This is a genomic window from Nocardia sp. CA-129566 (genome assembly GCF_050956075.1).
GTDB lineage: Bacteria > Actinomycetota > Actinomycetes > Mycobacteriales > Mycobacteriaceae > Nocardia.
This window is the reverse complement of record NZ_CP192085.1, coordinates 6,939,987-6,961,747: the sequence shown is the minus strand read 5'-3', so window position 1 is coordinate 6,961,747 and position 21,761 is coordinate 6,939,987. Positions and strand designations below refer to the sequence as shown.

General features: G+C 66.9%; 20 protein-coding genes. 7 read left to right on the top strand and 13 right to left on the bottom strand.

The genetic code is table 11. The annotated features are described in order from the left end of the window. Nucleotides 1–65: 65 nt before the first annotated feature. Nucleotides 66–1,865, bottom strand: a complete 1,800-nt coding sequence (locus ACQP0C_RS30655; protein WP_433725541.1) for a TerD family protein — start codon at nucleotides 1,863–1,865, stop codon at nucleotides 66–68. 655 nt (nucleotides 1,866–2,520) lie between these two features. Between ACQP0C_RS30655 and ACQP0C_RS30650 the strand changes: the two genes are divergently transcribed. After that, entirely contained in the window at nucleotides 2,521–3,012 is a 492-nt protein-coding gene (locus ACQP0C_RS30650; RefSeq protein ID WP_433725539.1) for a hypothetical protein, read from the top strand. 240 nt (nucleotides 3,013–3,252) lie between these two features. Here the strand turns inward: ACQP0C_RS30650 and pabB are convergent, their stop codons facing one another. Then, nucleotides 3,253–5,340 carry an aminodeoxychorismate synthase component I gene (gene pabB / locus ACQP0C_RS30645; protein ID WP_433725537.1) on the bottom strand — a complete coding sequence of 696 codons (2,088 nt, stop codon included), beginning with the start codon at nucleotides 5,338–5,340 and terminating at the stop codon, nucleotides 3,253–3,255. 89 nt (nucleotides 5,341–5,429) lie between these two features. Here pabB and ACQP0C_RS30640 point away from each other — a divergent pair, with 89 nt between their 5' ends. The 3 genes from ACQP0C_RS30640 to ACQP0C_RS30630 all read left to right on the top strand — a co-directional run bounded on the left by ACQP0C_RS30640 (nucleotide 5,430) and on the right by ACQP0C_RS30630 (nucleotide 8,469). Beyond that, on the top strand, nucleotides 5,430–6,485 hold the full coding sequence (locus ACQP0C_RS30640) for a phosphotransferase family protein (RefSeq protein ID WP_433725535.1): 1,056 nt from the start codon (nucleotides 5,430–5,432) through the stop codon (nucleotides 6,483–6,485). 94 nt (nucleotides 6,486–6,579) lie between these two features. Further along, nucleotides 6,580–7,164 (top strand): DinB family protein, encoded by a 585-nt coding sequence (locus ACQP0C_RS30635; RefSeq protein ID WP_433725533.1) that lies wholly within the window; start codon nucleotides 6,580–6,582, stop codon nucleotides 7,162–7,164. Nucleotides 7,165–7,338: 174 nt separating this feature from the next. Further along, nucleotides 7,339–8,469, top strand: coding sequence for an NDMA-dependent alcohol dehydrogenase (locus ACQP0C_RS30630; protein ID WP_433679734.1), 1,131 nt, complete (start codon nucleotides 7,339–7,341; stop codon nucleotides 8,467–8,469). A gap of 191 nt (nucleotides 8,470–8,660) precedes the next feature. On the opposite strand, the gene ACQP0C_RS30625 is transcribed toward ACQP0C_RS30630, so the two are convergent. Then, the gene (locus ACQP0C_RS30625) at nucleotides 8,661–9,851 is read right to left on the bottom strand and encodes a serine hydrolase domain-containing protein (protein WP_433725531.1); all 1,191 of its coding nucleotides are present in this window, start codon (nucleotides 9,849–9,851) and stop codon (nucleotides 8,661–8,663) included. A gap of 85 nt (nucleotides 9,852–9,936) precedes the next feature. Here ACQP0C_RS30625 and ACQP0C_RS30620 point away from each other — a divergent pair, with 85 nt between their 5' ends. Together ACQP0C_RS30620 and ACQP0C_RS30615 are read left to right on the top strand one after the other, a co-directional pair. After that, nucleotides 9,937–10,767, top strand: coding sequence for a serine hydrolase domain-containing protein (locus ACQP0C_RS30620; RefSeq protein WP_433725529.1), 831 nt, complete (start codon nucleotides 9,937–9,939; stop codon nucleotides 10,765–10,767). Between the two features lie 121 nt (nucleotides 10,768–10,888). Next, entirely contained in the window at nucleotides 10,889–11,422 is a 534-nt protein-coding gene (locus ACQP0C_RS30615; RefSeq protein ID WP_433725527.1) for a DUF3145 domain-containing protein, read from the top strand. A 132-nt stretch (nucleotides 11,423–11,554) separates the two neighbouring features. Here ACQP0C_RS30615 and ACQP0C_RS30610 read toward each other — a convergent pair whose 3' ends face one another. From ACQP0C_RS30610 to ACQP0C_RS30575, 8 genes are all read right to left on the bottom strand, one after another. Then, nucleotides 11,555–12,028, bottom strand: coding sequence for an SRPBCC family protein (locus ACQP0C_RS30610; RefSeq protein WP_433725525.1), 474 nt, complete (start codon nucleotides 12,026–12,028; stop codon nucleotides 11,555–11,557). A gap of 492 nt (nucleotides 12,029–12,520) precedes the next feature. Then, nucleotides 12,521–13,462, bottom strand: coding sequence for a sigma-70 family RNA polymerase sigma factor (locus ACQP0C_RS30605; RefSeq protein ID WP_433725523.1), 942 nt, complete (start codon nucleotides 13,460–13,462; stop codon nucleotides 12,521–12,523). A 10-nt stretch (nucleotides 13,463–13,472) separates the two neighbouring features. After that, nucleotides 13,473–14,663 (bottom strand): NAD(P)/FAD-dependent oxidoreductase, encoded by a 1,191-nt coding sequence (locus tag ACQP0C_RS30600; protein ID WP_433725521.1) that lies wholly within the window; start codon nucleotides 14,661–14,663, stop codon nucleotides 13,473–13,475. Nucleotides 14,664–14,834: 171 nt separating this feature from the next. Next, nucleotides 14,835–15,644, bottom strand: a complete 810-nt coding sequence (locus ACQP0C_RS30595) for an IclR family transcriptional regulator (protein WP_433725519.1) — start codon at nucleotides 15,642–15,644, stop codon at nucleotides 14,835–14,837. A gap of 22 nt (nucleotides 15,645–15,666) precedes the next feature. Next, complete coding sequence (gene pcaC / locus ACQP0C_RS30590) at nucleotides 15,667–16,053, bottom strand: 4-carboxymuconolactone decarboxylase (protein WP_433725517.1); 387 nt, start codon at nucleotides 16,051–16,053, stop codon at nucleotides 15,667–15,669. Nucleotides 16,054–16,122: 69 nt separating this feature from the next. Continuing rightward, on the bottom strand, nucleotides 16,123–17,304 hold the full coding sequence (locus ACQP0C_RS30585) for a thiolase family protein (RefSeq protein WP_433725515.1): 1,182 nt from the start codon (nucleotides 17,302–17,304) through the stop codon (nucleotides 16,123–16,125). A 100-nt stretch (nucleotides 17,305–17,404) separates the two neighbouring features. Further along, nucleotides 17,405–17,779 (bottom strand): DoxX family protein, encoded by a 375-nt coding sequence (locus ACQP0C_RS30580; protein ID WP_433725513.1) that lies wholly within the window; start codon nucleotides 17,777–17,779, stop codon nucleotides 17,405–17,407. 9 nt (nucleotides 17,780–17,788) lie between these two features. Further along, complete coding sequence (locus ACQP0C_RS30575; RefSeq protein ID WP_433725511.1) at nucleotides 17,789–19,537, bottom strand: FAD-dependent monooxygenase; 1,749 nt, start codon at nucleotides 19,535–19,537, stop codon at nucleotides 17,789–17,791. Between the two features lie 138 nt (nucleotides 19,538–19,675). Between ACQP0C_RS30575 and ACQP0C_RS30570 the strand changes: the two genes are divergently transcribed. Then, nucleotides 19,676–20,281 (top strand): TetR/AcrR family transcriptional regulator, encoded by a 606-nt coding sequence (locus ACQP0C_RS30570; protein WP_433725509.1) that lies wholly within the window; start codon nucleotides 19,676–19,678, stop codon nucleotides 20,279–20,281. 86 nt (nucleotides 20,282–20,367) lie between these two features. On the opposite strand, the gene ACQP0C_RS30565 is transcribed toward ACQP0C_RS30570, so the two are convergent. Both ACQP0C_RS30565 and ACQP0C_RS30560 read right to left on the bottom strand, forming a co-directional pair. Then, nucleotides 20,368–21,003, bottom strand: coding sequence for a TetR/AcrR family transcriptional regulator (locus ACQP0C_RS30565; protein WP_433725507.1), 636 nt, complete (start codon nucleotides 21,001–21,003; stop codon nucleotides 20,368–20,370). A gap of 77 nt (nucleotides 21,004–21,080) precedes the next feature. Next, on the bottom strand, nucleotides 21,081–21,743 hold the full coding sequence (locus ACQP0C_RS30560) for a TetR/AcrR family transcriptional regulator (protein ID WP_433725505.1): 663 nt from the start codon (nucleotides 21,741–21,743) through the stop codon (nucleotides 21,081–21,083). Nucleotides 21,744–21,761 lie beyond the last annotated feature (18 nt).

Sequence of the window (21,761 nt, the reverse complement as noted above, 5' to 3'; positions counted from 1 at the left end):
GTATCGGCCTGATGGCAGCAGATCCTGCCGGTTGCCCGCGATCGACCCGGATTGCGGCGGCGCGGTCAGATTCGCGCGCCTTTGGCTCGGTTGCAGGCGCGGCAGAGGATCTGCAGGTTGGTCGCGCTGGTCGCGCCGCCGCGGCTGAGCGGGATGATGTGGTCGAATTCGAGATAGTGGCCGTCGCCGCATTCGACGCATTTGCCGCCGTCGCGCTGCCACACTTCGGCCTTGACCTCCTGGGGGATGCTGCGGGTGTCGCGCTGGCCCGGGGTGAGGATCAGGCGTTTGGCGACCCGCAGCGCGCCCTCCAGGGCGGCCGCGACGTAATCCGGATCGTCCACATCGAAGGTGGCGCCACCGCGCGCCGAGGTCGCCGCGATGACCACCGTGCGCTGTTCGACCCGCACCGAAACCACCCGGTTCCACGGCAATTCGGTACCGGTGTCGGCGCCGACGAACCGCAGCTTCTTATTGCTGGCGATCAGCCTGCCATCGGTGAGCCTCGGCCCCCTGGCGAGCTGGCGGACGTGTACCGCGGGCAGATCCAAGTGCACCTTCTCCTCCGGATCCAGGTGCAGACCGGGCGTTCGGACCACCGGCAGATCTCCGCCGCGCAACCTGGACAGGGTGTGGCCGCGATGCATTCGCCTGCGCAGATCCTCGACCAGCGGTCCGCTGAGCGCCAACTCCTCGATCGTGTACTCGAATGCCTCGTATTCGGCCTGCGCTATCTCCCCATCCGCGTAGGCGAAGGCGACAAGTCGCTCCACATAGGTGAGCGCGACATCCCGCAGAGCCGCCCGCCCCAACCCCTCGTCGATCCGCTGATACCGCAGCGACGCCCACAGCTCCGCCCATTCCGCGCCACGCGGCCCGAACGTGGTGAGTACCCGCCAAGCCTGGGTGTGCCAGTGCGTCAGAAATTCATCGATTTCACTCTCGCAGCGTTCACACGGGGCCAGCCCGCCGAACAGCTTGCGCCGTCGGGGATTTCCGCACCGTGCACAGTCGCGTGGGCCGGGTTGCGGGCGCGCACGCATGGCGCTCGTCCATTCGGCTCCGTCCCACCAACGCATACGGGAGGGTTGCTCGGGATCGGAATGCCAGTCCGCGCGTTCGGGATTCGGCGGTGGTGGCAGCGGCGGATCGACTTCGTGGCGTCTGCGATCGAGGTCGACCGGCCGGCTTCGGCCGAGCTGGTCGTCCTGGTCCGAGGGCGTGGGGTGGTGGAGCTGCCGAGGGCGGGCGGCATCGGTCGGTCCGCCCACGGAAACACGATGCCGCGCTGGGGAGGTGGATGATCGGTGCTGCGGAAGGTCCGGCGGGGCCGAGCGCGGGCGGTCCGGTTCCGGCTCGGCGGGATCGTCGACGGTGACCCCGAATTCGGTGACCAGTCCGGGGAGTCCGCTGGCCCAGCCCTGTCCGATCGCGCGAAAGCGCCACTGGCCGTCGCGGCGGTAGAACTCGCCGAACATCATCGCGGCCACCGCATCGGTATCGGTGATATCGAACCGGGCGATCGGTCCGTCGGCAGCTTCGATGGTGAGGGTCAAACCCGTGATATCGCCGAAGGTTCCGTCGTCGATCGATCCCGCGACGACAATGCGCGCCACCTCCGCTTCGGTGCGCGGTAGCGAGACGCTCAGTCGCGCGGTACCCGGCGCGGGCTGCTGATCGAGCGTCACCGCCTGCGACATATGCCGGGGTGCATTGAAGAACACCAGATCCCGATCGGTGCGCACCGCCCCCGCCTCGGCCAGCAACAGCGCATGCGCATCCAACGCATGCTCCGACCGCCATGAAATGACCACGGCAAGAAGGGAAGTCGGTACCGGCGCATTGGCACCTTTGCTCAGTTTCATCGTGCTCGAACTATGCCACGAAGGTCCGACACGCCGAACGTGCCCATCCCTTGGTTCGGCGATGCGAGCGAATAGGCGACTCGGGCGCACCTGTACACAGCGAGCATGCCCGCCATGGCCGCAATACCGCGCCGCTACCCGACCAGCGCAAGCTCGTCGTCAGCAGGGCAATGCCGGGCTGTCGATGGTCGTCCCTTAGTGGTTGTGGAGGTAGCTGTGACGAGCATCGACAAAGGTGTCGGCATCGGACGGATGGTGCGATTCGGCGGACACGAAATCTGCGGTGCGGCCGGATCCGGTCCGGTAGTACCGATACCGACGACTGCTACTCCGGGCTGCACCGCAGCACTGCCATCGAGGCGTCGCGGGTACACCGGATCGACGACCGGCTCGGCCTGCACCCCGAACTCTAGCGGGTGGCTCGCCTCGTACGGCACCCACTGCGCCGCCTCGCCCGCAGCCCGCAGCCCGCAGCCCGCGAGGCAGCAAACCGGCTCGGCCCGTCGCCGGTGGCGTGCTCGTCCAGTAGTCGCGGGCTGGCGTGCCGATCGCACGGCGCGGACCAGCCGTGTGTTTTGCGGGCCGGGCGGCGACACAGACCGATCGGTTGGGGATTTGCGGTCGGAGGTAGTTCGGGTGCGGCAGAGTAGGGGGTATGACTACGCCGAAGCGAGCGGGTCGGAAGGGTTCGACTCCGAAAGTGCCGGTTGGGCGGGTGCCGAGTCCCAGCGACATTCTGGCTGCCGCGCAGTCCGCGGTGGAGACCGCGCAGTCGGCGGCGGTGCAGGCGTTGGATGCCGCGCAACTGACGGCCGGTCATGCTTTCGATGCCGCGGTGCGGCTGCCACCGGCCTCGGCGCAGTTGGCGGCCCAATTACCGGATCTGCTCGAGAACCTCTCGATCGCCGTCGACCGGCTCAATTCCACCATCGATCGCCTCGACCGCACCCTGGCGCTGGCCGACCCGGCCTTGGCCGCCTACGACCGACTGCTGCCCCGCTTGGAGGCAATGATCGGCCTCGGCGAAGACGTCTTCGCCACCCTTGCCAAGCTCCCCGGCGTCTCCCTCCTCGGCCGCCGCCTCACCGGCAGAACCCCCGAGCCCCCGCCCGCCCCCGAACCCCCGAAACGCGGCCGCCGCAGGTAACAGCAGAACCGTTCTCGGGATTCTGCACGCGCGGAGCGGGCGCGAAGCCCGAGCGGGCATGCGGATACGAGACGCCCGAGCCGACATCGTCAACACACCGAACGCAATCGTCCCCGCCGACAGCGCCGCCACCACATCCGGATACAACGGGGCAGGCGCCGCAGGCGCGCCCGGTGCCTGATTCGGCGCAGACTGTCCCGCCGGAGGGGACTGCCCGTCGCATTGCGGGCGCACGGGTGCTCACCGCGGGGTGGCGCGATATGTGGCGGCGGCTTTGAGGAGGGTTTCGTGGTATTCGTCCTCGGGATCCGAATCCAGGACGATGGCGCCACCAGCGCCGATGCGCCAGCGTCCGTCGTGGCGGACGGCGGTGCGGATGACGATATTGAGGTCGGCGGTGCCCGCCAGCCCGAGGAAGCCGATGGTGCCCGAATAGATTCCGCGCGCTTCGGTTTCCAGTTCGTCGATGATCTCCATGGTCCGCAATTTCGGCGCCCCGGTCATCGAGCCGCCGGGAAAACACGCACGGAGACAATCGATGACGTCGACATTCGGACGCAGCGTGCCGCGCACGGTGGAAACCAATTGGTGCATGGTCGTATACGTCTCGGTGGCCATCAATTTCGGCACGTGCACACTGCCGATCTGGCAGACCCGGCCGAGGTCATTGCGCAGCAGATCGACGATCATCAGGTTCTCGGCCCTGGTCTTGGGGCTATCGGCCAGTTCGCGGCGCAACCGCTCGTCCTCGGCGGGGGTGCACCCGCGCGGCGCGGTGCCCTTGATCGGCTTGCTTTCCACGGTCCGGGCCCGATCGACCTTGAGGAAGCGTTCCGGTGAGGAGCAGGCGATCTCGAGATCGTCGAAGCGCAGATATGCCGCGTACGGGGCTGGATTGCAGCGGCGCAGGGTGCGGTAGAAATCGAGGCCATCGGCTTCGGTCGCCACCATGGACGCGCTGTCGGTAATGCAGATTTCGTAGGATTCGCCCGCGTGCAGCCGCTCCTGACAGACGGCGATATCGGCGAGATACCGCTCCCGCCCACGGGTGAAAAGCGGTGCGACGGCGGCGGTATCGGAGAACACCTCGAGCGTCTGCGGATTCACCCACGTCGGCAGGGATTCCAGGATCTCGCGGGTATCGCGCAACCAATCCGCGCCCGCCCGAAGGGCTTCCGGCGCCGGATCGGTGAGCGCGAGCAGATGGGTCCGCCCGGCGACATGGTCGACCACCACGATCCGGTCGGCGAAGATCCACTGCGCGTCCGGCGTCGCGGCGCGATGCGCGGCATTCGCCCCGCAATCGGCCTTCACCTCATAACCCAGATACCCGACGTATCCGCACGCGAAATCGAAAGGGAGATCGGGTAATTCGGTATGCCGCAAATGCAACTGCCCGGCCAGATAGTCGAGAATCCCGCCGGGTACGGTTCGCCGATTGCCGTCCGAGGATTCGACCGTCACCACATTCTCGCCGACCCGATAGCGAATCGCCTCGGCCAGCGGCCCACTCGCATCACCGAGAAAGGAGAACCGATCCAGCCCCGGTTCGATGTGCTCGCTGTCGAGCCAGAATGCGGTGGGGGAGTCACCATATAGCCGAACGAACGCGGCCTCGGTATCGATCGCCCGCTCGATAACCGAATGCCGCAGCTGCCAGGACCGCCGCGATTCCCGGTACTCGTGTCTACCGCCCGACAACGGCTCGGCATGTTCGAACGGCGCGACGATGCTCGACCGAATGCGATGGCCCGCAGTGAGTTTCGCGAAATTGCCGAGCAATGCCGCACCGTATTCGCTGGCTATCGATTCGGGATGGAACTGCACCCCCCACTGCGGTTTGCTCCGATGCCGCACACCCATGATCACGCCATCGGCCGCGACGGCGGTGATCTCGAGACTGTCCGGCAGCGGTCGTTCGGCGGCCAGCGAGTGGTAGCGCACCGCGGTGAAACCTTCGGGGAGCCCGGCGAACAGGTCATTGCCGTCGTGCTCGATGTGATCGAGATATCCGTGCCGCGCGGCGGGCGCGGTGGTCACGATGCCGCCCTCCGCGACGACCAGCGCCTGATGTCCGAGACAGACGCCGAGCAATGGCAGTTCGGTCTCCCGGATCACCGCAGCCGAGATGCCGATATCCCGGGTGACGTCCGGGCGGCCCGGACCGGGGGAGATGACGACATTGTCGAAGCGCTCCAGCCGCAGCTGTCCGACATCGCCGACCTCGTCATTGCGCACGACCGTGGGCTCTTCCCCGTTCACCTCACTGATCAGCTGATACAGGTTGTAGGTGAACGAGTCGTAATTGTCGATCAAGAGCGTGCGCATCGTGCCCAGAACCCTACGCCGCGCCGGTCGAAGCAAACTGTTGTCATCTGCCGTCAGTTCGGCGGACCGTGTGGTGCACAATGTGGGGCATGTCTATTGCGCAACCGGTGGATGTGGATCGAGACGTCGTCGACTTCGCCGTCGTCGGTACCTGGATGGAGGAGCAGGGGCTGCCCGGTGGCGCATTCGAGAATGTGACCGCACTCGGCGGTGGCACGCAGAACATCATGCTGCACTTCGCCCGCGGCGGTCGGGACTATGTGCTGCGCCGCGGCCCGAAGCATCTGCGGGCCAAGAGCAATGACGTGATCCGCCGCGAGGCCAGACTGCTCGGCGCGCTCGATGGCACCGGCGTGCGCGCCCCGAAGGTGATCGCGGCCTGCCCGGACGAATCGGTGCTCGGCGCGGTCTTCTACCTCATGGAGCCCATTACCGGATTCAACCCGCAGAACGAATTGCCGCAATTGCATGCGGGCGATCCGGAGATCCGGCGGCAGATGGGCCTGTCCGCGGTGGAGGCCATCGCCCGTCTCGGCGCCCTCGACTATCAGGCGCTCGGCCTGCAGGATTACGGCAAACCCGACGGCTTCCTGGAACGTCAGGTGCCGCGCTGGCTCGGCGAACTCGAATCATATTCGGCCAATGCGGGTTATCCGGGTCCGGAGATTCCGGGCGTACAGCAGGTCGGGGACTGGCTGGATCGCAATCGCCCCGCACAATGGACGCCCGGCATCCTGCACGGCGACTGTCACCTGGCCAACATGATGTTCTCCTATGACGGTCCGGAAGTGGCCGCGATGGTCGACTGGGAGATGTCGACCATCGGCGACCCGCTGCTCGACCTCGGCTGGCAGATCGCCACCCGTCCGGAGCCCGGCACCACCGGCGCGGCGCTGGTCGGCAAGCTCGGCGCCGTCGGCGGTCTGCCGACACCGGAGGAGATGATCGCGCACTACGGCAAGTTCTCCGACCGCGACCTGAGCAATGCCACCTGGTACACGGTGCTGGCCTGCTTCAAGTTGGGAATCGTGTTGGAGGGCACGCATGCTCGCGCATTCGCGGGAAAGGCGCCCGAGCAGGTCGGTGACTTTCTGCATGCCATCACGCTGGAGCTGTTCGAGCGGGCGCATCGTCTGATGGAATGAGCGGACCGGTTCGCCGCGGTCACCTGTCGGAATCTTGTCGATGACTGGCTGGATTTCTGTCGCTGAAAATATCCAGCCAGCCTAGGGTTGCCGCATGCCTATCGTTCCCGACGTGAAGAACTGGACCTGGGTCCTCGAACGGCCCTGTCCCGAATGTGGATTCGACCCAGCGGCCATCACCTATGCGGCCGTGCCCGGGGTGGCCCGCGAATACGCGGGCCGCCTGGCGGCAACCCTCGAGCGGCCCGACGCCGCCGTGCGCCCGGACGACTCGACCTGGTCGGCGCTCGAATACGCCGCCCATGTTCGCGACGTCTGCCGCATCTTCGTCTACCGCGCGGCCATCGCGGCGCGCACCGAAGCGGTGGATCCGCAGGTCCCCGCCTTCGATGCGAAGGGGCTCGACGCCACCGAGACCGCCGACGGCATCCCGGTGTTCTCGAACTGGGATCAGGACGTGACGGCCATGGCCGATCGATACGACCAGCAGGATCCGAACAGGGTCGCCAGCGAACTGACCGATGCGGCCGATGCGGTCGCGCGCGCCTTCGAATCGGTGTCCGCCGCCGACCTCGACAAACCGGTGCGGCGCAGCGACGGCTCGGTCTTCACCGTCGAATCCCTGGCGTCCTACTTCGTGCACGACGTAATCCACCATGTGCACGACGTGCGCGGCTGAAGTCGGGCAATATCGGAACCGAGCAGCGGTAGGGCCGGATAGAACTGGAACTCGTTCGACGGTCTTGGCAACCCTTGTGGACGAATTTCCGATCCGGTACTAGAACGCGTTACAGTTTTCTCGTACTGTGGGTGCAGTCACATAGAAGCCCGTGCATGCGAGAGGTCGGCAGGAATGAAGACGAAAGGCGCGATCCTGTGGGGGATCGACCAGGAATGGTCGGTGGAGGAGATCGAGGTCGGCGATCCGGTATCCGGTGAGGTTCAGATCCGGATGGAAACCGCCGGTATGTGCCACTCGGATCACCACATCGTGACCGGTGCGACACCGATGCCGGCCTTCCCCGTCATGGGCGGCCACGAGGGCGCGGGCGTGATCACCAAGCTCGGGCCGAACTGCCCCGCCGATCTGCAGGTCGGCGATCACGTGATCCTGTCGTTCATTCCCGCGTGCGGACGCTGTCCGGCGTGTGTGAGCGGCAATATGGCACTGTGCGACCTGGGCGCCGGACTGCTGATGGGCCAGGCCATCAGCGACGGCACCTACCGTATCCAGGCGCGTGGCGAGAACGTCATCCCGATGTGCCTGCTGGGCACCTTCGCGCCGTATATGACGGTGCACCACACCTCGGTCGTCAAGATCGACCCGAGCATTCCCTTCGAGGTCGCCTGCCTCGTCGGCTGCGGTGTCCCCACCGGCTTCGGCTCCTCCACCCACGTCGCCGAGGTCAAGCCGGGCGAGACCGTGGTGATCGCGGGCATCGGCGGTGTCGGCATGAGCGCGCTGCAGGGCGCGGTGCTCTCCGGTGCGTCCAAGGTGGTCGCCATCGACCCGAACCCGTGGAAGCGCGAGCAGGCGCAGAAGTTCGGTGCGACGCACACCTACGAGAGCATGGCCGCCGCGATCATGCCGCTGATGGAGGCCACCGAGGGGCGGATGGCGCAGAAGGTCATCCTCACCATGGGTGAGATGCACGGCGAGTACATCGAGGAGGGGCTGATCCTCACCGCGAAGGCCGGCACCCTGGTCGTCACCTCCATGGGGCGCATGGACGAGAGCGACGTCAAGCTGAACAGCTTCCTGCTGTCCATGCTGCAGAAGACCGTCAAGGGCTGCATCTTCGGCGGTGGCAATGCCCGCCAGGACGCCCCGCACCTGCTTTCGCTGTACAAGTCGGGTCAGCTGAACCTCGACGATATGGTGACCCGCCAGTACTCCCTGGAGCAGATCAACCAGGGCTACCAGGACATGCTGGACGGCAAGAACATTCGCGGCATCATCAAGTACACCGAGGCCGACTGGTAACCGCCCGGGCACCGCTCGGCGAGCCTGGTCGCGACCTGCGTGATCAGCTCGCACGGAACCGGCTTGCCGAGCGGAAATCTCAACGTCCCCTTACCCGCCCGGTACGGCTCGATCGCCCGCTCGAATGCGGTGTCGCCGTCCGGGATCGGGTAGAGGCTGACGTGCCCCTTCCGCTCGGCATCACCCCGGTATCAGGCGGTGCAGCGCAGTAGCGCCTCGCGCAGGTTCCGGCTGCGGACATCGTCGAGGACGGCGAGGCCGAGGCGGTTCATCGCATAGCCGAAGCCGAATCCGGTTGTCGGATCGGCGAATCCGAAGGAGCCGCCGAGGCCGGTGGTGCCGTAGGCGTGCTGGTCGGAGCCGAAGCGGAACGAGCCGCGGGACTTGCGGAAGCCCAGGTGGTAGCGGGATTTGGTGTGCAGCACCAGGTCGTCGGCGGGTACGTCGTCGGCGGCCGGGGCGGCGAGTTGATCGAGCACGCTGTCGTCGATCGGGAGCGCGCCGGTCCGCGCGGCCGCCGCGCCGTACACCTTGGCCAGTGACCGGGCATTGCCGACACCATTGGAACCCGGCATCTCGAGTTCGAGGAGTTCGCGCCGGCTCGCGCGCGCCGGCGCGCCGATGCGCGGATTGGTCAGCGCCGCATGGGAAAGCCCGCGTTTGGCGAAGATCTCGGCACCGATCCGCACCGGAATATCGCGCTCGTAGCGCAGGATGTCCATGCCCTCGGTGGCCGACAGGGTGGCGATCCGGTCCATGCTCTGCTCGGCAGGCAGCCCGATGAAGAAATCCAGATCGAGCGGCGCGGCGATCTCCTCGGCGAAAATCCGCCCGAGCGTGCGGTGTTCGGGATCCACGCGCCGCACCAACTCGCCCTGGTACAGGCCGAGGGTGATCGCGTGATAGCCGTGTCGCGTCCCCGGCCGCCACGCGGGCCGCTGGGCGGCGAGAATCGTTGCGAGACCATCGAGATCGGCGATCTGGGGCAGTCGCACCACGCTGTCGAGCCCCGACAGTCCGGCCTGATGATCGATCAGCTGACGCACCGTGACCACGCCCTTGTCCTGCGCGGCGAACTCCGGCCAGTACTTCGCGACCGGCTCGTCGTAGTCCAGCAGCCCCTTCGATACCGCCCGGGCGACCACGAAGGCGGCCATGCCCTTGGTCGAGGAGAAGACCGGAACGATCGTGTCGCGCTCCCACGGCAGCGTCGCGTGTCGGTCGCGATGGCCCGCCCATAGATCCACCACGGGGCGCTCGCCCGCGTAAACGGCCACGGCGGCGCCGATTTCACCGTGCTGAGTGAAGTTGCGGCGGAAGGCGTCGGCGACGGGGCCGAATCCGGCCGCCACCTCGCCGTGGACGGTGGGCTGTGTGCTCATGATCAGTTGATGGTACCGGCGGTACCGAGTTTCGGGTGAGGAAGGTGCGGGGCCGCCCGGTCCCGGCGTCTCGTAGGCTCGATTCGTGCGTGCACTCGAGCAGATCAGGGATTGGCCGGTTCGGCATGCGGCGGCGGGTGTCGTCACCCGGGACGGCGAGCGGATGGCGGGCGATGTGGAGCGGGTTTTCCCGCTCGCCTCCGTGACCAAGCCGCTGGTCGCCTACGCGGTGCTGGTCGCGGTGGAGGAGGGGGCGATCGAACTCGATCAGCCCGCGGGCCCACCGGGAGCTACCGTCCGGCATCTGCTGGCGCACACCTCCGGCATCGCCTTCGATACCACCGATATCCTCGCCGCCCCCGGCACGCGACGGATCTACTCCAGTGCGGGTTTCGAAGTGCTCGCGGCTTTCGTCGCCGAGCAGACGGGTATCGCATTCCCGGACTACCTGCAGGAGGCGGTATTCGAGCCACTCGGAATGAAAGCCTCGGTGCTGACCGGTTCGGCCGGGCATGCGGGCCGGTCCACGGCGGCGGATCTGGCCCGCTTCGCCGCGGAACTGCTGGATCCCCAGCTGGTTTCGGCGCCGATGCACGCCGCGGCCACCTCGGTCCAGTTTCCCGGGCTCAACGGTGTGCTGCCCGGTTACGGATCGCAGCGTCCCAACGACTGGGGGCTGGGATTCGAGATTCGCGACGGGAAATCCCCGCATTGGACCGGCGGGGCGAATTCCGCAGGTACCTATGGCCATTTCGGGCAGTCCGGAACATTTCTGTGGATCGATCCCGAATTAGGGGTGGCGAGTATCGCTTTGAGCGACGAGAATTTCGGCGACTGGGCACGGGAGGCTTGGCCCGTCTTTTCCGATGCGGTGATCGCCGAGGTGATCCTCGCTCGGAACTCTGTTCCGAAGTAACAGATCGGATACGCCTCCGAAGTAACACGTGTAACTCGGGACACTCCAGTACACTCAGGCAACGCCAGGTTCGACGGGTCGTTGGGGAAGACGTTCCTCGTCGAAGCTGGAGGTGTCAGACGTGCGCGCATCGGGTCAGTTCGCGGACGCGACGGCGGGTGTGGTCTATATCCACTCATCGCCAGCCGCGCTGTGCCCGCATATCGAATGGGCACTCACCTCGGCACTGGGCTCACCCGCGAAACTGCGCTGGACCGCCCAGCCCGCCGACGGCCAGCTCCGTGCGACCACCGACTGGATCGGCCCGGTGGGTACCGCATCGCGAATTGCCCAATCCTTGCGGTCCTGGAATGTGCTGCGCTTCGAGGTCACCGAGGACCCCAGTGACGGTGTGGACGGCGAACGCTACAGCTTCGTCCCCACGCTCGGCCTCTGGCACGGTTCCACCTCGGCCAACGGCGATGTGACCATCGGCGAAATGCGCCTGCGCGCCATGCTGCAAGCCAACCGCGAACTCGGCAACTACACCGGCTACGACCTGGCTACCGAACTCGACCGAGCCCTTGGCACCGCCTGGGACGAAGATCTCGAAATCTACCGCTACGGAACCGAATCCGGTGCGGAGGTCACTTGGCTGCGCCGCGATGTCGGCTGATCAGCATCGCTGATCGCCGAGATGCCCGCGCTCTCCGGAGCGCGGGCATTCCGATCCGGAATCCGCCCGCGCTGCGGCCCGCGGCGCTCGAACCTGCCGGATACTGATCCGCTCGCATCCGTCGAGAACGGCCTATTGCGCCCGACGCAAGGCCGCCTCAACGGGGAACTCGCTCGGCTGGCCGGTACCGGTGGTGATCAGATCGCGCAGGCTTTCATTGATGTAGAAGCTCCAGCCGGTCGAGCAGGCGTCGAAGCATTCGAATTCCGGGACCAGACCGATATGGGTGAAGCGGAGTTCGGTCTTGCCGTCCTTGTCGGAGATGTCGAAGTGGATCTCGGTGCCGTTCCATTCGGTCTTGTCCTCGACGAATTCGAGGCGGTTGTCGACGGCGAGCCAGACGACCTTCTCATTCGGCACGACCTCGATCAACCGCATCTCGCTGCGGTGGACGCCGGGGACGGTGAAGATGAACTCGTCGCCGAACCGTTCGGTACCGCCTTCGACCGCCCGCGACCACCAGCCGCGGACATCGGTCACGGCATTGAAGACCTGCTCCGGTGTCCGGTCCACCGAAATCGTCGTGCTGAAGCTTTCGCCAGTCATCGTTTTCTCCTGCTTTCGCGTGTTGAGAGCTATATTCAACCAATCGGTTGAATGTTGTGGATCGACGGTAACACGCGCGGGCGCGATCCCGCTATAGCCACTTCCGCGCGCACCACGGCATCACGACGAATGTCCTCGCGTCCCGCCCGACGTCGTATGCGGTGGCTGTCTGTCGGACATCAGTAGCCCCACCTGCGGCGAAGTCCGCGTTCCGGCTGAAGGGCTGATCCATCCCGGTCCGGGCATGCCGCAGCTCGTATGTTGACGCGCGCGACGTAAGTGGTTCCAAACGGCGATGCTGGTGGCAGACTCCGCTGCGTGGGCGATGCCACGGCACCGGTTGTGTGGCAAGCGGATTCGAGTGCAGACCCCGAACGCCGTGGATGCGCACCGTACTCTGCCCTTCCTGACAGCTTCAGGATTCGTGGTCATGCCGCGGTTTTCGCCGAATGGTTCGACGGACGAACGTGAGATCGAGTGTCGGACGGCCGGTTACCACGATTCGATCAGTGGGACATTATGTTCGTGCCGCCGCCATTCCTCGGTGAGGCGACCGAGTCGGTCCGGGGCGGCGATGCCGCGTACGCCTGCGATCTTGTCGTCACGGATCTCCAGGATCACCACGCCGACGACCCGGTCGTCGAGCGTGGCGAGCATGGCCGGACAGCCGTTGACGACGACGGCATGGATCGTCGGCGAGCCACCGGCGAGTCTCCGCTTGGCCGGAGACGACTTGAAGCCGACCCGCACCGCGCTGGCGATCCGCTCCGGGGTCGAGTACCGGATCAGCTTCTCGGCCAGGCCCAGCCCGGCGCTGTCGGAGATGCCGGTCGCGTCGTCGGTCAGCAGTGCAACCAGCCGTTCGGTCCGGCCCGACGAGGCGGCAGCGACGAACGCCTCGACGATTCGACGCGCGGAGGAATGGTCGATGTCAGTGCCGTTGCCAGCGGCGGCGATTCGACGCCGGGCTCGGTGGGCGTGTTGCTGACTCCCGGACTCGGTGATGCCGAGGATCTCGGCTATCTCGGCGTGGCTGTAGGCGAAGGCCTCGCGCAGCACGTAAACGGCCCGTTCGACCGGCGACAGACGCTCCATGAGCGTCAGCACCGCCAGGGTCACCGATTCGCGCTGCTCGACGGTGTCGGCCGGGCCCAGCATCGGGTCGCCGTCGAGAAGCGGTTCGGGCATCCAGGCGCCGACCGCGCGTTCGCGTCGCACCTTCGCCGAACGGAGCCGGTCGAGCGCCAGGTTGGTGACGATCTTGGTCAGCCATGCCTCGGGCACCTCGACGTACTCCCGGTCGGCGGCCTGCCACCGCAGGAACGCGTCCTGCACCGTGTCCTCGGCGTCGGCGGCCGAGCCGAGCAGACGGTAGGCGAGCGAGGCCAGCCGATTCCGGCTGGCCTCGAACCGCGCCACGGTGGCGGTGTCCATGAGCACGACCCTATGCGCCGACCATGTCGGGCGAGTGCTCCCGGGTAGTGGCCGAGCGGTACTTGTGACTCGGCCTTCCGAAGGTCGGGCGGCTGACGGCCCAGCCGCTGGTGGCCACGATGGCCGACTTGACTCGCGCCGCCGACCGGCCGCAGAGGGCCCCGGACTTCGAGTGAGCGTCATCGTCGACCAGCTGGAAGATGCCGTCCTTGCGTCCGAGGCTGATGTGGTTGCCGAAATACGTCAGTGCGGTCGCCTTGATCTTGCGCCCGGTCAGGTCCCCGATGATCGCGGCCGTCGCCTGTATGCCGGTATATCCCGCGGAAGCGCAGGACATCGGCATCGGCCGACCGTTGTCGCCGATGACGAAGGCGCTGTCACCGGCAGCGTAGACATCCGGGTGCGAGACCGACCGCATCTGACGGTCGACCATGATCTGGCCGTTGGGTACCACCTCGAGGCCGCTGGCGGCGGCAATCGGGTGGACGGCGAAGCCGGCGGTCCACACGGTCGCGTCGGATGCGAAAGCGGTGCCGTCGGCAGCGACCGCCGCCGCCTCCTCGACGCGCTCGATGGTGGTGTACTCATGGACCGTGATACCGAACCGGTCGAAGGCGCGCAGCAGGTGTCGGCGGGCCTTCGTGCCCAGCCAGCCGCCCAGTTCGCCGCTGGTGGCGAGGCTGACCCGAAGTCCCGGACGGGCTTCGGCGATCTCGGTGGCGGTCTCGATCGCGGTCAGGTTGCCGCCGACTACCAGCACCTTCCCTTTCTCGCCCAGCTCGTCCAAGCGTGCGCGCAGGCGCAGCGCGAACGGCCGTCCGGCCACGTGGAAGGCGTGCTCGTCGACGCCCGCGACGCCGTGGTCGGCGGCGGTGCTGCCGAGCGCGTAAAGCAGGGTGTCGTATTCGAGCCGGTCGATGCCCTCGCCGTCCGCGACTGTGACGGTCCGGTGCTCGGGGTCGACGTTGGTTACCTGCGCCAGTCGTAGCCGGATGCCGGTGCCCGCGAACACCTCGGCCAGCGGCCGGTGGCGCAGATCGTGCCCGGCGGCGAGCTGATGCAGGCGCAGCCGCTCGACGAAATCGGGTTCGGCGTTGACGACGGTGATCTCGAAGTCGTCGCGGTGGAGTTGGCGGGCCAGGTATCCGGCGGAGAAGGCTCCGGCGTATCCGGCCCCGAGGACGACGATGCGGTGCTGCATGGTTCGCTCCTGTCTGGTTCGCGTGCTCCCTGAACGAGACAGCCCACGAATTCCTGACAGCATCAGCCAGTGACGTGGATCACCACCGAAGCTCGCTCAGCGGACGCGCCCTGCCCACCCGCGCTGAAGCGCGCCGCGGTCGAGTGGTTCGGAGTGACCATCGGCGTGCGGTCAGCCCAGGCGTGCGATCGGTTCGGCGGCGGTGAGGTCCTGTTCGATGCGTTGGGCGGCGGTCTGGAGGCGCGGAATCAGTTCGGCCCGAATGGATTCGATGCTGCGGCGGGAGGCGTGGGTCGAAATGTTGATTGCCGCGATCACTCCGGTGCGGTCGCGCACGGGGGCCGCGAGCGAACGCAGACCTTCCTCCAACTCCTGGTCGACGATGGAATAGCCCTGTGCGCGAACCTTTTCCAAGGTAGTCCGCAGGATGTTCGGGTCGGTGATGGTGTTCGCGGTCAGCCGGGTCAGCGGAGTGTGTGCCAGATACGCATCGAGTTCGGCCGTGGGAAGTCCGGCCAGCAGCACATGGCCCATGGAGGTGGCGTGGGCGGGGAAGCGCGTGCCGACATTGATGCTGACGGTCATGATCCTGGACGCTGCGACCCGGGCGACGTAGACGATATCGGGACCGTCGAGCACCGATATCGAGCTGGATTCGTGGACGTCGGCGCAGAGCTGTTCGAGGTGCGGCTGCGCCACCTCGGGCAGGGTCATGCTGGACAGATAGGAATAGCCGAGTTCGAGCACCTTGGCGGTGAGCGAGAAGCGTTTGCCGTCGGTGCGGACATAGCCGAGATCGGTGAGCGTCAACAGGAACCGGCGGGCGGCGGCGCGGGTGAGTCCGGTCCGGCGCGCGACATCGGAGAGCGTCAGCTGCGGGTTCTCGGCATCGAATGCCTTGATGACCGCGAGGCCGCGTTCGAGCGATTGGACGTAATGGGTGCCGCGCTGGCCGTCGCCATCGGTACCGCCGGTCGTCATCGTCGTCCTCCTCGACAGGGTGCTACAGCGCGGTGTCGTCCCCGAGTTCGGCGAGTACCTGCTGGGCGATCGCGAATGCGGCATTGGCGGCCGGCACACCCGCGTAGGCGCCGGTGTGCAGCAGTACCTCGGCGATCTCGGTGGCGGTGAGACCGTTGGTGATCGCGGCGCGGACATGCATCGCGATCTCCTCGTGCCGCCCGAGGGCGGTGAGCACCGCAAGGGTAACGCAGCTGCGAGTGCGCCGGTCCAGGCCCTCGCGGGTCCAGATCGAACCCCACACCGCCTCGGTGATGTAATCCTGGAACGGCCTGCTGAATTCGGTGGTCCTGGCAATCGCGCGATCGACGTGAGCGTCGCCGAGCACTTCGCGCCGGACCGCCATGCCGTTCTCGGCTCTGTCGTTCATGACCTTCTCCTTCGGTCAGTGAGAATCAGATCGTTGATCGCCTCCCGCACCTCGGCGCTGGCCGGAGATTCATGAGGTCGCCTCCAGAACAACCGCCAGCCCTTGGCCGACGCCGATACACAATGCGGCGAGTCCCCACCGACTGCCGCCGCGCCGCATTTCGCGGGCGAGCTGGTTGATGACGCGGCCACCCGACGCACCGAGCGGGTGGCCGATCGCGATCGCGCCGCCGTTGACATTGACAATGTCGGGATCCAGGTCCGGCCAGTCGGCAAGGCAGGCAAGCGATTGCGCGGCGAAGGCCTCGTTCAACTCGACCACGCCGAGATCGCCCCAGCCGATTCCGGCCCGCCGCAACGCGATTCGCGCGGCCTCGACCGGTCCGATGCCGAAGACGTCCGGATCCACCCCGGCCGCACCGCGTCCCGCGATCCGGGCCAGCGGCGCGCGGCCGAGCCGATCGGCCATGGCTTCCTCGCCGAGCAGCAGCGCCGAGGCGCCGTCGTTCAATGGTGAGGCGTTTCCGGCGGTGACGGTGCCGTCCGGACGGAACGACGGCTTCAGCCCGGCCAGTGCCTCGACCGAGGTCTGCGCCCGCAGCGATTCGTCGCGGGTGAGTTCGGTGCCGGGGACGGCGACGACATGATCGTCGTAGAACCCGCTGTCCCACGCCTTCGCGGTGAGCCGATGGCTGCGGGCGGCGAATTCGTCCTGCGCGGCGCGCTCGATGCCGTAACGGCCGGCGAGGATTTCGGTGCTCTCACCCAAGGACACCGTCCACTGCGCGGGCATCGCCGGATTCACCAGCCGCCAGCCCAAGGTGGTGGAGTGCAGCGTTTCGTTGCCGACGGGAAATGCCCTTCCCGGCTTCGGCATGACCATGGGCGCGCGGCTCATGGATTCGACGCCACCGACGACAACCGTTGCCGCATCACCGGTTTCGATCATCCGGGCGGCCTGCATCGCGGCGTCCATGCTCGACCCGCACAGCCGGTTCACGGTCGTGCCGGGCACCGAGGTGGGCCAATCGGCCAGCAGCGCCGCCATGCGTGCCACATTCCGATTATCCTCGCCCGCCTGGTTCGCGGCCCCGAAGATGATCTCGTCGACCGTCGTGGGGTCCAGGTCGGTGCGGTCGGCGAGCGCGCGCAGCAGGGATGCGGCGAGGTCATCGGGTCGGGTGCCGCTCAGTGCCCCGCCGTATCGGCCGAATGGGGTGCGAATGCCGTCGTAGAGAAAAGCGCCGCTCATGATGCCGCCCGCATAAATTCCTCCTGTGCGCAATGCGTACAAATGGTTGTTATGCGAACAGCGTAGGTCGAGCCTGGCGGCGGCTCAAATTCGCGCGCCGTCAGAAGGCATAGGGGCCGATGCGTCCCCAGACGACCACGGCGGCCAGCACGAGCAGGACGACGTTCACGCCGGTCGCTGGAAATTCGCGACGTCGCAGGTGCACGACGATGGCGCCGATCATGGCGAGGATCAGTCCGGCCGCCGCCACGGCGGTGAGCGCCGGGACGATATCGAGCGCGCCCGGTGCGATCAGGCCGACCGCCCCGGCGACTTCGACAGCGCCGATCAGGCGGATGGCGGGTGGCGGAAAGTCGTGCACCCAGTCCCCGAGCTTGTCGGCGAGCACATCGATGGGGCGGGTGAGCTTGAACAGTCCCGCGGCGGCGAAGATCGCGGCGAGCAGGGCCTGGAGGATCCAGAGGACGGCGTTCATGGCTGTTTCCTAGGTTGCGGGTTGTGCGCCGCGGATGCGGTCGATGACGTGCAGCGGGTGCTCGGGGGCGGTGTCGCCGCGCCAGACGACGTGCTGGTCGGGCCGGATGAGGACGAGGTCGCGCTGGTAGAGGGCGCGGGCATGGGGGTCGCGGACATCGACGACTTCGACCGGCACGCCCCGCTCGGCCGCGGCGTCCAGCAGCCCGGTGACGTCGTGGTCGTCGAACCGCACCAGGGTGAATCCGCGGCCGAAGAGGTCGAAGAGGGCATCGCCGTCCGCGAGCCGCACACTTGGTGGTCGCGCTCCCGGCCAGGTGCTCGGCGTGTATGCGTCCAACCGCTGCGGCGGGGCCTGCGCGCCGGATTCGTGGCACACCACGGGGGAGGTGTCGTAGCGGTAGCCGAGTTCGATCCCGAGGGCTTCGTTTTCCAGATTTCCCAGATCGCTGATCTCTCGGCCGAGCCGTCGCCGGACGCGGGCGCCGAACCAGCGTTCGCTGTGCATGGTGGCGCGGGAGGCGGCCATGACGGCTCCCCGGACGAGGCTGTGCCGACCGGCGGCCGTCCGGTTGCGCAGTGCCACCGCCCGCCGCTCCTGTTCATAGGCCCGCAGCAGTCCCGGCGTCCCCCAGCCGTCGAGCAGCGCGGCCAGCACCCAGCCGAGCCCGACCGCGTCACCGACTCCGGTGTTCATGCCGTAGCCGCCGGTCGGCGGCACCTGATGGACGGCGTCACCGGCGAGCCAGACCCGGCCGCGGCCGAACGAGTCCGCGACGGCGAGTCGGGGCGTCCAGGCATTGGCGACCAGCACATCCATCTCGAACCGGTGGCCGAGCCGCTGGTAGACGAATTCGCGCGGGTCGATCTTGTCGGCGTCTTCGCCGATACCGAGCGGTGCGTGCATAGTCCAGGTATCGCCGTCGTTCTGTGAGATAACGGTCCATCCCTCGGGCGACTGCAGATGCCACACGGTGCCGAATCGGCGGTGGATCTCGGTATCGCCGGTGCGGAAGTGCGCCAGGTAGAACCGCCCGTCCATGGGCCGCTGGCCGGTCGCCAGAAAGGACCGGGCAACCGACATCACGGTCCGCACGACGCCGAGTTCCTTGATGAACAGTCGGCGCAGATCGATGTCGTCGAGCCCGATACCGAGCTGTCGGCGGGTGCGGCTGGCCGCGCCGTCGCAACCGACGAGGTACTGAGCGCGGATAGTGCGGCGTTGTCCGCTCGCCCCGGATACCAGCTCGGCCGTCACACCGTGGGCATCCTCGGTGAAACTGTCCAGCGCCCATTCGTAATCGACCCGCACGTACTCGGATCGGGCCGCGAGTGCGTCCCGCAGGGCGGGTTCGAGAATCACCTGGGATACCCGCATGGCCGGTTCCAGCGGCAGGGTCCCGTCATTGCGTCGGTGGATCTGCTCATAGGCCTCGGCGACGCTGGGGTATTCGAAGGAGGCCAGCTCCCAGCCGGCCGCATTGGTCGCCCAGGTCACCTTCATCGGGTGATCGGCGGGGATGGCGACCTTGCGCAGTTCGTCGGCGATATCGAGTCGGCGATACAGCTCCATGCTGCGGCCATTGGTGATGTCCATCTTCGGATGCTGAGTCGTGGTGGCGTTGCGCTCGACGACCAGCGTGTCGACTCCGTGGCGGTCCAGCTCGAGGGCCAGCGTCAATCCGACCGGTCCCGCACCGATCACCAGCACCGATGTCGTCTCGGGCGCCGCGTTGCGCTCCGATGTCGACCTGCTCATTTCGTCGTCCTTTCCGCCGCCGTCGACTTCATATTGAACATAGCTGTTCAATAGATGTCAATAATGTTCCATATGGCGCGCGATTGACTCGCTATGAACACTCGCTTACGGTTTTGGTGAATCAGAAAGGGGATGTCGATGAGTGCGACCGAGCAGCGGATCAACGCGGCCGCGATCCGGCTCTTCGCGGAGCGGGGCAGCGCGGAATTGACCATGAGCGAGCTTGCCAACGAGGCGGGCGTGGCGCGCGGGACGCTCTATCGCAATGTCGAATCCATCGATCAGCTGTTCGACCAGGTGCGGGCGCAACTCGCCTTCGAGATCCACGACAGCAACGCCCGCGTCATGGATGCCCATGGCGAGCTCGATCCGCCGCTGCGGCTGGCCACCGGTATCCGCATGCTGGTGCGCCGGGCCCACGACAACCCGGCGATGGGCCTGTTCCTGGTCCGATTCGGGATGACCGACGAGTCATTGCGGGAGATGTTGAGCGGGCCGCCGATGCGGGATGTGGCGGCCGGCATGGCGGCGGGCCGCTACACCGTCGGTGCGGACATGGAGCTCGCCATCGCGTCCATGCTCATGGGGACCGTGATCAGCGCGATGTGGATGGTGCTCGAGGGACACCAGGGCTGGCGCGAGGCGGGAACCAGCGCCGCCGAACTCGTCCTGTGTGCACTGGGGGTGCCGCGCGAGGAGGCCGGGCAGATCGCCGTCGCACCGCTGCCCGCGGTCCATGGGTGACCTGAAACCACAAGCGGGACCGCTGATCTCGGGGTGGTTGCGGTAGATATGGCGGGCCGCTTTCGGTATCGAATCGGCCCGCGTGGTCAAAGCTGTGGTTGTGGCGGAAGCGCTTTGGTGGTCAGCTTCTCCGCCGCGCGCTTGTTCATGCCGAACATGCGCAGCACGTGGAAGGTCATCTCGTCGGTCAGTGCGCCCGCGTCGGCCTCGGGCTGGGCGTCCAGCAGTTGCAGCAGTCCCAGCAGTGCCCCGCCCGCGGCCATGATCGCCATATCCGGATCCATCGGATCGAACCGGCCCGCCTCTTGGGCGGCGATGATGTCGCGGCGGGCGCGCGGGGCCAGCCCCTCATCGCGCAGCAGCACCGAGGTGCCCGAATTCAGGATCACCCGAACGCCTTCGGGAATCTGTCGCTGTAGGCGACCGGTCATCCGGAAGCTCACCGCGAATACCTCGGCCGGATCGTCGTAGAGCGCCACGATATCGTCGCGCATCTCGCTGTAGACCTGTAGCACCGAGCGCACGGCCTCGTCGAACAGCTCGTCTTTCGAGCTGAAGTGGTTGTAGAAGGAGCCGAATCCCACATCGGCGGCGTCGGTGATCTCCTGAATGCTCACCGCGGAACGCCCCTCCGACAAGAACTTTCGTGCCGCGCCGAGCAGCGCGTTGCGGGTGCGCTCGCGGCGGCGATCGATGCGGTTGCGCGCTACGGGCTCGGCCATCGGCTCCCTCTTTCCGCTCACATTCGTTACCGGAATCGTATCTGAGGAAAGAATCAGTGGCGATTGCGAGTCAGTTGTCAGGCGGCGGTGTCGTTCTGCGAGAGTGCGTCGAGGGGTGGCAAGGGGCGCTGGCAGATCTCGTGGGCCTCGGCGGCCGGTAGGCCGAACATGCGCAGCAGATCCTCGGCGACCTGATCGGTGGCCGCGGCATCGTCGCGGTCGGCCTGGTCGTGCAGTAGCTGGCCGAGGCAGATGGCGGCGCCCGCGACAATGGTCATCGCCAACTCCACATCCTGAACCTGGAATCGGCCGGCACGGGTCGCGGCCTCGATATCGCGACTCGCCCGGGGGGCCAGGCCTCGGTCCGAGCGGATCAAGGCCAGTCCATTGCTGAGCAGCACCTTGGACAGCGTGGGATTGCGGCGGTGCAGCCGACCGGTGAGTCGGAAGCTCTGCGCGAAGACATGGGCGGGATCGTCCAGGTTCTCGCACAACAGATCCAGCGCGGCGCCGTGCCGGTCCAGTGCCTCCTCGACCGCGGCCCCGAACAGCTCCTCCCGGCTCTGGAAGTGGTTGTAGAACGAACCCATTCCGACATCGGCCACCTGGGTGATCTCCAGGATCGGCGCGTTCAGCTTCCCGGCCGCGATGAACGACTGCGCGGCGGTGACCAGCGCGGCGCGGGTCCGCGCTTTGCGCCGTTCCAAGCGGTTGGGTTCTTCGCGAGTCTTATCGGCCATCTCTCTCCCCGGATCTGC